This is a genomic window from Trichocoleus sp. AS-A1 (assembly GCF_039962015.1).
Classification (GTDB): Bacteria; Cyanobacteriota; Cyanobacteriia; order Cyanobacteriales; family FACHB-T130; genus FACHB-T130.
The window spans coordinates 319962-330580 of the sequence record NZ_JAMPKG010000001.1; the positions used below are offsets into that span (position 1 = coordinate 319962).

Sequence of the window (10619 nt, forward strand, 5' to 3'; positions counted from 1 at the left end):
AAAACCTTTCTCATAACTAAAATTAGTTAGTACCGGAAAGGCTTCTTTCAATAGCACCTTTTGTTGTCAGCTTGCCTAATGGTCCAGATGCCATTAATTTAGGAAGATTATCAATATCTTCTAGAAGGGTTAGCTTGCTCTCCCCAGTTTCTGTATCCCGGTGCGCCACAACTACAAATGGAACCATTTCTGGCCCTAAAGCATCGAGTAAAGCTGGATTATGGGTAGTAACTAATATATCAATTTTTCTCTTTTCACCGATTTCTCTCAGCATTTTTAAAAGTAAGTCTGCGCGGGACGGATGAAGTCCATTATCCACTTCTTCGATTACTAATTGGCTCCCTTCAGGACGGGTGAGAAGTGCTGTAAGAATCGCCAAAAATCTAAGCGTTCCATCTGACATTCCTCTTGCATCGATTTCTGTAGTTTCACCAGGTTTCCATAGTTCTTCACAGTAGAGCATTGCATCTGTTTTAAACCTTCCAACTGGTTCTGCCCACACTCTTTGAATATCTCTTTCTGGTAAATGCTTCACGTAGGTAGATAATGTAGATTCCACCTCAGCTTTTCGTTCATCAGGCAATGCTGCTAGCACACCCGCTATATTTGATGCATCACTTTCAAGATTATCAGAAAGCAGTGAATAATCCCGCATTATAGAAGGAATAGAATTTAGGATAAAAATGTTTTCTAGACTTTGACGAACTGTACTAATACCCTTAACGGTTTCATCCAACAAATAATAACCTTTCAATTGACTCAAAATTGAATATGAGCGTATCCATAATCCAGGAAGACCAGCTAAGCCCATGCCGTTTTCTGAACCATAAAATTGCGTAATAACACCTGGAGATTCAGATGAGCTAATATAAGTTTCTAGCAATTGAAGCCGGACAGGTTGTGCCTGTTTTTTTTGTTGATATTGTAGGCGGACTAGAGATTCATGATAAAGTTTCGCAATAGGCTTAGTTTGCACGGTAATACTGTAGAGGTAATCAGTGCTATCATCCTCACCCGCAACCAGCGCTTCTAGTGTGAATTGAGTTTCAGGTTTAAGTGCAGCCCACTCTCCCCCACCTCGAATAGAGGTCAGACTTGAATCACCTGACAAAGCCGCTTGTATTTCTTTGCCTCTTACTGTTCTTTTTAAAAATTCTAAGGCATCAAGCGCATTAGATTTTCCACTGGCATTTGTACCGATTAAAACAGTTAATGGGTCAATAGGAAGCACCGCATTCCGAAAAGTTTTCCAGTTTTTAAGGATAAGTTGCTTAAGCATCTTTTACTCTAAAACTCTGCTGACCCTGCTTATCTTTTGTTTGCATCGTGGCTTCCACAAGAATAGCGATCGCTATCAACTCCCGGCATCGCTCGCTAAGTTCTTAGACGCTATGACGGGCGAAACATTTAAGGGTGTAGAGTCAGATTCAATCTCCTCTATCTCGTTCCATTTGCCATCGCGCAAGCTATCTGCGGTACTTTTGATGAAGCTTGCTAAAGGTACAGCAATTAATAGCCCCAATAGCCCTCCTAGCTTTGCTCCTATCAACAGCGAAAGCAAAATCCAAACAGGATTTAAGCCAGTAAAACCACCTAAAATGCGAGGCGCGATGAAATTAGCATTGATTTGATCGATAGCGGCAGCTACAGCGAACACTTCCACCCCTAGCCAAAAATTTTGTAATGCTACTAGCAGACTAACAATGCTGATACCGATTCCGGCACCAAAGGGAAAAAGAGCCAAAAAACCAATTGCAATTCCAAACAATAATCCTAACGGCACTCGCAAAGCCAGAAATGCCAGCGTGATCACACATCCGCTCCAAGCAGCGAACGTCGCCTGACCGATAAAATAATTATGGAAATCTTCGCGGAGAGCTTGCCTTACTTGGGAACTAAAGCTAGCCGGAAACCACTTAAAAATTCCGTCCCAGAGACGATCTCCATTTAATATTAGATAGAAAGTTAGAACCACTGTTAGCAGAACATTGACAGCAGTGCCAATCGTATCAAAGGCAAAATTAAGAATTCTACCCGTTACGTTTTGAAGTTGACTGGATAATCGGTCTGTTAGTTGAGTAACGATTCCGCCTAAATTAATCGGAAGTTGCTGAGTTTCAGCCCAAATTTGAAAAGCTTGGAGTTGTTGCCTCCCCGAATCAATCCAACTAGGCAATATATTAGCTAGTTCGTTGAGCTGTTGCCAAATGATCGGAACTAAGGTAAGTCCCAAACCTACCAAAATTAGCAACGCCACTAGGGAAACAGCGACGACCGCATTGTTCCGTTTAACTCCTTGTTGCTGTAAAAAACGGATAGGGTAATCTAATACAAAAGCCAGCAGGAGTGCGGCAACAAAAACGCTAACTAGAGGTTGAAAATATTGCAACACGAGCAGCAATAGCCAACCATTGAGAACGGCGAGGGGAAATGCCAATCCTAAAACGACCCATCGCGGTAATTTGTTTGCTGATTGCATCATGTTGAGGTTTTGAAATCGGGATTCATAACAACTAAAAAGTTATGCTTCTGGCTACACAGTCAATTGAGGAAACTTGTCCATAAAATCCAGTAAAATTTTTTGGTGAGGAGTGCCTAACGGTCGTACTTGCCTAGCTTTTTCAGAGTAACCCTCGCCGCGTTGAATTTCTTCAGGCGTTAATAAATCCATATCCCAACCTTCTCCTAGCACTAGCTGGTTAAGTTCCACGGGAAGCGGTGCCTGATAGACATGGCGAAGAACGTAGGTATCGGGATAATAGCCAAATAATGATAACGCGGGCGGTGTATAGCCGATTTCCTCCAGCAGTTCCCGCTTGATGGCTTCTTCTGGGGTTTCTCCTGGTTCGAGGTGCCCGCCAAAAAATGCCCAGTGTCCGGGGTAGAGAATACCGGGGATGTTGTCGCGCAGCTGGAGGAGAAATTTGCCGTGGCGATAGAGGATGGCGATCGCTACCTCAACAATTGGTTTATTGTTCATAGCTTCCTTCCGGTAGTAAAGGCACTCCCTTTTTCGCTGGCTTCCGCTCTAGCTGTTCCTGCTGCTGAAGAAAAACTTCTCCTAAATCTTTCCCTGCGAAGGGAATGCTTTGATACTGTACTTTCCCCTTGATTAAAACTTCATCTCCTCTATCGGGGAGATTCTGGCTGGTGAAAACCCATATTTTTCCCGTCGCATCTCGCAACTCATAAGCGCCGCTTCCCACAAAAGGCGCTTGAGATGCTACCTTGCCTTCCAAATAAACCGTTGGGTTGCCCTCATAACTCTGTTGAAGATCGCTAATACTGGTGATCGGGACACTGCGGTTGTTAAACAGACCCAATCCAGACTGAGCCACATGACCGCAGCCGAACAACCCACCCAAAATTAGTGTGGTGGTGCTGAATTGCAATACCCGGATTTTGACTGACCTCATATCTTGCATCGGGGAAATCTCAAGTTTCTCACTATTTCGGTATTAATACTTATCCCTATCCAGATGGCTCTGACTGGTACAAATATAGTGAATCTTCCAAAGATTTACAGTCGGGCAGGACTGCCTCAAATAAGATTAAATGCAAAGAAGGCGAAGGAAATCGCCCTGTGATGCAGCTACAAGGCAAACGGAAAAACGCGATCGCCTAACCTTTTCTCTCTGAGACCTTGGCAGTAAAGGCGGGAAATCTGCGAAACTATCCTATGACAGATGCGATCTGTTTTATCCCTAGATAATGCATTCCTGACCACATTCCTGACACCACAATGGACGAATCAATCGCCCAACTGTTAGACGGTAAAGCGCTAGCTGAACGAATTTACGGACAGCTACAAGAGCAAATTCAGCAAATACAAGCCACTGCGGGACGCCCTCCGGGACTAGCCGTGCTGATGGTTGGCGATAATCCAGCCAGCGCTGCTTACGTGCGGAATAAAGAACGCGCCTGTGCCAAAGTCGGGATTGCCTCCTATGGTTCCCATTTCCCGACGGAAACGACCGCTTCAGAACTAGAGCAAGTAATTCAAAACCTGAATCAAGATGAGCGGGTTGATGGAATTCTCGTTCAGCTGCCCCTACCTAGCCACCTAGACGCTGTTTCCCTGCTGCATCAAATCGATCCAGATAAAGATGCCGATGGACTACACCCCCTGAACTTGGGGCGGCTGGTGCGCTCTGAAGCTGGTTTACGCAGCTGCACACCAGCCGGAGTCATGCGCCTGTTGCAGGAATACCAGATTGATGTGAAGGGAAAACAGGCAGTGGTGGTGGGGCGGAGTACCCTGGTGGGCAAGCCGTTGGCTTTGATGCTCTTAGACGCAGACGCCACCGTTACCATCGCCCATTCGCGATCGCACGATCTCCCAGCCATTACCCGCAGCGCTGATATTCTGTTGGCAGCCGTGGGGCGTCCAGCGCTGATTACCGCCGAGATGGTCAAACCTGGTGCGGTCGTCATCGATGTCGGCATCAATCGCGTCACCGACGACGCTGGGAACTCCCGTTTGGTGGGAGATGTCCACTTTGATTCCGTCAAAAAGGTCGCGCAGTTTATCACCCCAGTTCCCGGCGGGGTTGGCGCGATGACCGTTGCCATGCTGCTGCAAAATACAGTCTGGAGCTACAGCCAGCGCTATCTCTAGTTTTGATTGAATGAAGACGGTTTGAGGCGCGAGGATTCTGGACGAATTCCATCACTTAACACCGATCGCTCATAATTCGTAACTTTTTGTGACCCAAAGCCCCGTAAAATTGTTACGGAAACGACTGTGCTACAAGGAATCACGGGATGTTAGCGACAGATGACCTTCATGCTCCCAAAGGTGAATCAGCGACCTTTGACCTTTCAACCTACCTGACTCAACAACAGGCTCTGGTAGAAGCAGCTCTGGATAGTTCCCTCCCAGTCACGTATCCAGAGAAAATTTATGAGGCGATGCGCTACTCGCTTTTGGCTGGAGGCAAGCGCCTGCGTCCGATTCTTTGCCTTGCCAGCTGCGAACTGGCTGGAGGCACCCTAGAAATGGCGATGCCCACTGCCTGCGCCCTGGAGATGGTTCATACCATGTCCTTGATTCACGATGACTTACCGGCGATGGATAACGACGACTACCGGCGGGGCAAATTGACCAACCATAAGGTTTATGGTGAAGATATTGCCATTCTGGCGGGGGATGGCCTACTGACATACGCCTTTGAGTTCATTGCCTCAAATACCCAGAATGTACCGGCAGCGCGAGTTTTGCAGGTAATTGCTCAGTTAGCCAAAGCAGTTGGTGCTGCGGGCTTGGTGGGCGGTCAAGTCGTTGACTTGGAATCTGAAGGAAAACCGGATATTCAGGAAGAAACGCTCACTTTCATTCATACCCACAAAACAGGGGCGCTACTAGAAGCTTGTGTGGTCTGCGGCGCGATTTTAGCGGAAGCAGAATTGGAAACCTTGCAACGAATGTCTCGCTATGCCCAAAATATTGGGTTGGCGTTTCAGATTGTGGATGACATTTTGGATATCACGGCGACTCAAGAGGAGTTGGGGAAAACTGCTGGGAAAGACATTCAAGCCCAAAAGGCAACTTACCCGCGACTTTGGGGACTTGAGGAATCAAAAGTTAAGGCTCAGCAACTGATTGACGCCGCCAAAGGAGAATTGGCAACCTTTGGAGAAAAAGCTAATCCCCTGATTGCGATCGCAGATTTCATTACTACTCGCACTCACTAGAAAATAAGCCCCTCACTCCTAAACGCTCCTAACTTGCAATGCTGCTCGTTTTTACCCAACGCAAAACAAAATGCAGGACTTTGCCCACATCCTAGAAAACCATGTGCTACTGGTTGCGACCGTAGCTTGTTTAATTGCTCAAGCATCCAAGCTGATCATCGACTTAGCCCAACATGGCAAGGTGAATGTGCGCGTCTTAGTTACCACTGGCGGGATGCCAAGCGCTCATTCAGCATTGGTAACAGCGCTGGCAACCGGCATTGGACAAACGGTGGGATGGGACAGTATTGAATTTGCGCTAGCCACCATTTTTGCCGTTATCGTCATGTACGATGCCGCTGGCGTCCGTCAGGCTGCGGGTAAGCAAGCTCGCATCCTGAACCAAATTATCGATGAGCTATTTCAAGAACATCACAAGTTTAACGAAGACCGTCTCAAGGAGTTACTGGGACATACGCCGTTTCAGGTGATTGTCGGTTCAGCACTCGGCATCGCTGTCTCCTGCTTAGCAGGGCCAGCGTATTAGTCTATTAGTCTTTCGCGATCAGCAAGCGATCGGGGACGAATGACGAATCGCTACGATTGGCTATCTACTCACCACTGATGATCTGAGCAGTGTCACTCGGCGGCTATCGACTAGCATTACCAAAAAACCGCGATCGCTCAATCTTCTTAAAGCCGAATTTGCCTCATTTGAATTGGTTGTGTAAACCGCCAGTAAATAAGGACGTTGGACATAGGAAACCAAGCCGACATCGCGACCCAACATCTGCCGTACTTGAGCCGCTACTTCCGGTTTGCTTGAATAATCCACCAACACCGCATAACCAGCACCGAGTGCCTGCGGTTTATAGGTGGGTGCATTTGGATTTGCCGGTGCCTCTGGAGGTCGGAGAACGAAAGCCGATAGCCCAACAATCTCATTCAGATAACGTGCCCAACCGTTGGCATCTTCCACGCTCCTGAAGCCACCAATCCGCGTCATCGTATCTTCAAGATATTTACAAGTTGACGTACTTGTGTTGTTAGGCAACGTTCGTTGAATTTGCTCTTGACTTTCCCTCGTTTGGCTTCCCACTAATACCAAATACTCGCCTTGGGGAGGCGGCTGGCAAGTGGGAGGCGACGATTGAGCAGAAGCAACTGCACCCGGCAAAAGAAAAAAGGCAAAAGGCAAAAGAAAGATTTTTTTCATGTTTTCAGTTTTTCCTTTTTGCTTTTTTCCTTAATTTTTAACTGTTTACTTTTGCCTTCTCAGGAAACGGAGGCAAGGGAAGCAAGTGGATTAGGGATACTTTGGGAAGGTGCCTGAAATTCCCCGCTCAGCACAAACTCTAACCGCAGCTTTAACCAGGTAATAAATTGGGAATTCGTAGAAATGACTGCCACAGAAGGTTGAGGGCACTGAGACTTAATTGCTGCCATTTCCGGTGCCTCTAAAAATGCCGGTTGCTTGACTAGCCAAAAATCAATTTCTTTTTCTTGTTCGTGGTAGTTACGGGTACGCTCTTTGAGGACTTCATCCAAGGGTTCTTCTTCGAGTAAAAAGCGTTGGCTAGCCAGAACGTAGTAGTAATTTTGCATCTTAATAGGTTGTTAATGGGTAATGGGTTGTTAGCAATCGATGATGAGTCATTAGCGAGTGACTGAGGACTCATCACACATGACACTTCAGTTGTTACCAATGACCGAACATTGCTTGTTTCATCTCTCGAACGGCTCGTTCTATTCCGACAAGAGCTGCTCGACTAATAATGGTATGACCAATATTGAGTTCTTCCATCCCTTCAAGGCAAGCAACCGGGTAAACGTTCCAGTAGGTAAGACCGTGACCGGCGTTGATCCGGATGCCAGCAGCACGCGCTTGCTCGCATCCTTTGGCTAACACGGCTAATTCCTTCTCTCGACTGGTTTCATCTGCTGCTTCGGCATAGCAACCCGTGTGCAGTTCAATGAACTTCGCCTTAATAATCGCAGCTGCCATAATCTGACCGGGATCGGCGTCGATGAACAAGCTGACGGGGATTCCGGCGTCTTGCAACTTTGTCACCATTTCCCCAATTCGGTCGATTTGACTGGAAACATCCAATCCGCCTTCTGTCGTCACTTCTTCGCGTTTTTCAGGCACGAGGGTGACGTAATCGGGTTTGATGTCGAGAGCGATGGCGACCATTTCTTCGGTGGGTGCCATCTCCAAATTTAAATGAGTCCGCACTGTCTGCCGCAGTAATCTCACATCTCGGTCTTGAATATGCCGCCGGTCTTCCCGCAGATGCACCGTGATCCCATCGGCACCGGCAAGTTCTGCCAGCACCGCTGCTGCCACCGGATCTGGTTCTACTGTCCGTCGTGCCTGCCGAATGGTGGCAATGTGATCGATATTGACGCCAAGTGTAGGCAACGGAACCTCTCCCAATGTTTTAGAGTCTTCCGCAATTGATTTTAACCTGAAACGCTGGAAGGCTATCTTTAAAAAGGAGTTAGGACTGAGGAGTTAGGACTGAGGACTAAGGGCTGAGGGCTGAGGAGTTAGGACTGAGGACTGAGGGCTGAGGGCTGGGGAGTGAGTGAAAGACGGCTGAGGAGTTAGGAGTTTAGGATTGAGGGCTGAGGAGTGAGTGAAAGACGGCTGAGGAGTTAGGAGCTAGGCTGCTCTGCGATCTATGTATTTATAGCAATAGTAATCCCATGTTATTTGTGAGATACCAGTGGTTTAGATACCCGACTTCTTGGAGAAGTCGGGTATCTCGCTTTCACAAAGCATTTAGGACGGCTATATCAGCCGATTAACTCAAAGAAGGCATCATCCAGCTCATAGCCGAGCATTTTAGCCATTGACTTTACACGAGAGGTACTGGGGATTCCCATCTGCTTCATCCATTGTGTCAGGACAAAGATTTTTTGCATCACAAAAATCTCTAGGGCTTCGGGATTGTACTCAATCCCTTCTGTCCGATTGAACTGGTGTGGCACGAGCATAGCAGTGTAGCGGGCGAGTTCACCGGATTTCCAATCCAGCAGAAAGGGCATCCAGGGATATTGGGCATCTAACCGAATAAACCATAGACGGACTTCTGGGATTTCGGAGAGTTCTCGTGGATCTTCCGGTTCGCGGGGATAGTCAATCTCAAAACACAGTTGCTGTTCCGAGGATGCGATCGCTCCCTCTTGGAGCAACTTTTCGATCGCCGACTGCACCGGCGACAGATCCAGAGTTTGAATCAAGTCAGAATTGAGCGCGATTGCTGTCGTCATTGAACCATTCTTAAGGTGACACACTTTGAATGCCGACAATAGCGCTGGCTAGCGCTGGCTTCTCTCTACATTGTTGCAGCCTTGCTCCGATCTCACGCCAGTCCCAGCTCTAAATTAGTTGTCCCACGCTTTGTATCGGGCTAGCGACAATTCGCTTGATGTCTCTTGATAGCCTTTCCACCGTCATTTCCCTTTTTGACCAGGGTAGAAAGGAGCTTTAGCTGTAAGATGTCGTTAGCTTTTTGTTATCCACGCTGTTATAACTGCGTTAACAGACATTTTGTTTGGCGACATCCACTCAGCGCGATCGCACTTAATCTCACTTAATCGCACTTTAGTCTTATATTCTTTCAGCAACCATACGGCGTACAGGTTTGCAATCTTTACAGTACAGGCAACTTGAGGCTTCGCTTCCAGGTTTTCCAGCATAGAACGGATACGATGCATTCAGCAAAAAATCTGGGGGATTCATCCATCTCCGAAATCCATCTCAATTTTCCTGTAGCAGCACTATGTCAGGAAGTAAGTATTTTCCACAAGGCTTTGTGAAGATTTGATAAAGATCGGGCATCTACTCCTGATACTTTGCGTGAAATTACGAGTTCTGATCGTTAAATGAAAACCAAAGAACAAGGAGAGGCAATGATCCCCCAAGAAATGCTCAAGCACCTTGTAGAACAAGTTGATTCTGTTAGTCCATCCAAAGGGATTCAAAAATCTGAGCAGACGGTGGATGAAGTAATCTTTGAATCTGATGTTGACGGAACCCACTATTATTTGGTGCGTTGTCGCCCCAAGTCAGAACGCGGGATTAGCCTCAGCCCCCAAGAACAGCGGATTGCCCGATTGGTCGCACAGGGTCTTCCCAACAAGTGTATTGGGAATCAGCTGGGCATTACCCATTGGACAGTTGCTACCTATTTACGCCGGATTTTTGGCAAGTTAGGTGTCACTTCTAGAACCGCCATGATCGCCCGCCTTCTAGAAGAAAATTTACTGCAACAATAGAATCAATTAACCGGCTGCACTCGATAGTGCTGTCCTAGAATATTGGGACGGTGGACATTCCGAGAATAGCTAGGTTAAAGTGGAAATGAGTTTGGATTAGCAGGCAAGCGTGTCAAAGTCTAAAGTATGCAAAAAGAAGCGGCAGCGGTTAAACCTATTCGCTCGTTAGAGGATGCCTTAAATCGGTGTCAAGCGCTGGGTATGCGCGTGAGCCGTCAACGCCGCTTCATTCTGGAATTGCTGTGGCAAGCGAAAGAACACCTGTCGGCGCGAGAAATTTATGACCGCTTGAACCATCAAGGTAAGGACATCGGTCATACATCCGTGTATCAAAATTTAGAAGCGCTATCGGTTCAAGGCATTATTGAGTGTATTGAGCGTGCGGATGGTCGTTTGTACGGCAATATCAGCGACGCTCACAGCCACGTAAACTGTCTAGATACCAATCAGATTTTAGATGTTTATGTAGAACTGCCTGAAACCCTGCTTAAAGAAATTGAACAACAAACAGGGGTTCGGATTAGTGAATATTGCATTAACTTCTACGGGTACAAATTACCGGAATCTGGGTCTCAAGCGGAGAACGGGTAATCAGTAGACGGTAGAATCCACTTTTTAACACCGATTGCTGCTATATCAATAATTTTTTAAACCGTTTGTAG

13 protein-coding genes are annotated in these 10619 nt (G+C 46.9%); 5 read left to right on the forward strand and 8 right to left on the reverse strand.

From position 1 onward, the window contains the following. Positions 1-22 precede the first annotated feature (22 nt). The 4 genes from NC994_RS01505 to NC994_RS01520 form a co-directional block, all read right to left on the reverse strand. Entirely contained in the window at positions 23-1279 is a 1257-nt protein-coding gene (locus NC994_RS01505) for an ATP-binding protein (RefSeq protein WP_190436483.1), read from the reverse strand. Between the two features lie 75 nt (positions 1280-1354). Beyond that, entirely contained in the window at positions 1355-2479 is a 1125-nt protein-coding gene (locus NC994_RS01510) for an AI-2E family transporter (RefSeq protein WP_190411475.1), read from the reverse strand. Between the two features lie 54 nt (positions 2480-2533). Beyond that, the gene (locus NC994_RS01515; protein ID WP_190411372.1) at positions 2534-2980 is read right to left on the reverse strand and encodes an NUDIX hydrolase; all 447 of its coding nucleotides are present in this window, start codon (positions 2978-2980) and stop codon (positions 2534-2536) included. Beyond that, positions 2970-3425 (reverse strand): hypothetical protein, encoded by a 456-nt coding sequence (locus NC994_RS01520; protein ID WP_242032547.1) that lies wholly within the window; start codon positions 3423-3425, stop codon positions 2970-2972. Before NC994_RS01520 ends, NC994_RS01515 begins: the two co-directional genes overlap by 11 nt. Before the next feature lie 317 nt (positions 3426-3742). On the opposite strand from NC994_RS01520, the gene folD reads away from it, so the two are divergent. The 3 genes from folD to NC994_RS01535 all read left to right on the forward strand — a co-directional run bounded on the left by folD (position 3743) and on the right by NC994_RS01535 (position 6220). Next, a complete protein-coding gene (folD, locus tag NC994_RS01525) occupies positions 3743-4618 on the forward strand; it encodes a bifunctional methylenetetrahydrofolate dehydrogenase/methenyltetrahydrofolate cyclohydrolase FolD (RefSeq protein ID WP_190436486.1) in 876 nt (291 codons plus the stop codon). A gap of 146 nt (positions 4619-4764) precedes the next feature. After that, entirely contained in the window at positions 4765-5694 is a 930-nt protein-coding gene (gene crtE / locus NC994_RS01530) for a geranylgeranyl diphosphate synthase CrtE (RefSeq protein WP_190436488.1), read from the forward strand. 70 nt (positions 5695-5764) lie between these two features. Further along, complete coding sequence (locus NC994_RS01535) at positions 5765-6220, forward strand: divergent PAP2 family protein (protein WP_190411370.1); 456 nt, start codon at positions 5765-5767, stop codon at positions 6218-6220. Positions 6221-6280: 60 nt separating this feature from the next. Here NC994_RS01535 and NC994_RS01540 read toward each other — a convergent pair whose 3' ends face one another. The 4 genes from NC994_RS01540 to NC994_RS01555 all read right to left on the reverse strand — a co-directional run bounded on the left by NC994_RS01540 (position 6281) and on the right by NC994_RS01555 (position 8949). Further along, complete coding sequence (locus NC994_RS01540; RefSeq protein ID WP_190428919.1) at positions 6281-6889, reverse strand: hypothetical protein; 609 nt, start codon at positions 6887-6889, stop codon at positions 6281-6283. A 59-nt stretch (positions 6890-6948) separates the two neighbouring features. Then, entirely contained in the window at positions 6949-7278 is a 330-nt protein-coding gene (locus NC994_RS01545; protein ID WP_190436491.1) for an MgPME-cyclase complex family protein, read from the reverse strand. 94 nt (positions 7279-7372) lie between these two features. Next, a complete protein-coding gene (locus tag NC994_RS01550) occupies positions 7373-8095 on the reverse strand; it encodes a pyridoxine 5'-phosphate synthase (protein ID WP_190428917.1) in 723 nt (240 codons plus the stop codon). Between the two features lie 377 nt (positions 8096-8472). Next, complete coding sequence (locus NC994_RS01555; protein WP_190436494.1) at positions 8473-8949, reverse strand: CRR6 family NdhI maturation factor; 477 nt, start codon at positions 8947-8949, stop codon at positions 8473-8475. Between the two features lie 615 nt (positions 8950-9564). Between NC994_RS01555 and NC994_RS01560 the strand changes: the two genes are divergently transcribed. Next, complete coding sequence (locus NC994_RS01560) at positions 9565-9957, forward strand: helix-turn-helix transcriptional regulator (RefSeq protein WP_242028996.1); 393 nt, start codon at positions 9565-9567, stop codon at positions 9955-9957. A gap of 126 nt (positions 9958-10083) precedes the next feature. Next, entirely contained in the window at positions 10084-10548 is a 465-nt protein-coding gene (locus tag NC994_RS01565) for a Fur family transcriptional regulator (RefSeq protein WP_190411365.1), read from the forward strand. The last annotated feature ends 71 nt before the right edge of the window (positions 10549-10619 follow it).

Coding starts and splice junctions, on each gene's coding strand:
- NC994_RS01540 (WP_190428919.1), bottom strand. CDS start 6,889: ATGAAAAAAATCTTTCTTTTGCCTTTTGCCTTTTTTCTTTTGCCGGGT.
- crtE (WP_190436488.1), top strand. CDS start 4,765: ATGTTAGCGACAGATGACCTTCATGCTCCCAAAGGTGAATCAGCGACC.
- NC994_RS01520 (WP_242032547.1), bottom strand. CDS start 3,425: ATGCAAGATATGAGGTCAGTCAAAATCCGGGTATTGCAATTCAGCACC.
- NC994_RS01510 (WP_190411475.1), bottom strand. CDS start 2,479: ATGCAATCAGCAAACAAATTACCGCGATGGGTCGTTTTAGGATTGGCA.
- NC994_RS01555 (WP_190436494.1), bottom strand. CDS start 8,949: ATGACGACAGCAATCGCGCTCAATTCTGACTTGATTCAAACTCTGGAT.
- NC994_RS01545 (WP_190436491.1), bottom strand. CDS start 7,278: ATGCAAAATTACTACTACGTTCTGGCTAGCCAACGCTTTTTACTCGAA.
- NC994_RS01535 (WP_190411370.1), top strand. CDS start 5,765: ATGCAGGACTTTGCCCACATCCTAGAAAACCATGTGCTACTGGTTGCG.
- NC994_RS01515 (WP_190411372.1), bottom strand. CDS start 2,980: ATGAACAATAAACCAATTGTTGAGGTAGCGATCGCCATCCTCTATCGC.
- folD (WP_190436486.1), top strand. CDS start 3,743: ATGGACGAATCAATCGCCCAACTGTTAGACGGTAAAGCGCTAGCTGAA.
- NC994_RS01565 (WP_190411365.1), top strand. CDS start 10,084: ATGCAAAAAGAAGCGGCAGCGGTTAAACCTATTCGCTCGTTAGAGGAT.
- NC994_RS01505 (WP_190436483.1), bottom strand. CDS start 1,279: ATGCTTAAGCAACTTATCCTTAAAAACTGGAAAACTTTTCGGAATGCG.
- NC994_RS01560 (WP_242028996.1), top strand. CDS start 9,565: ATGAAAACCAAAGAACAAGGAGAGGCAATGATCCCCCAAGAAATGCTC.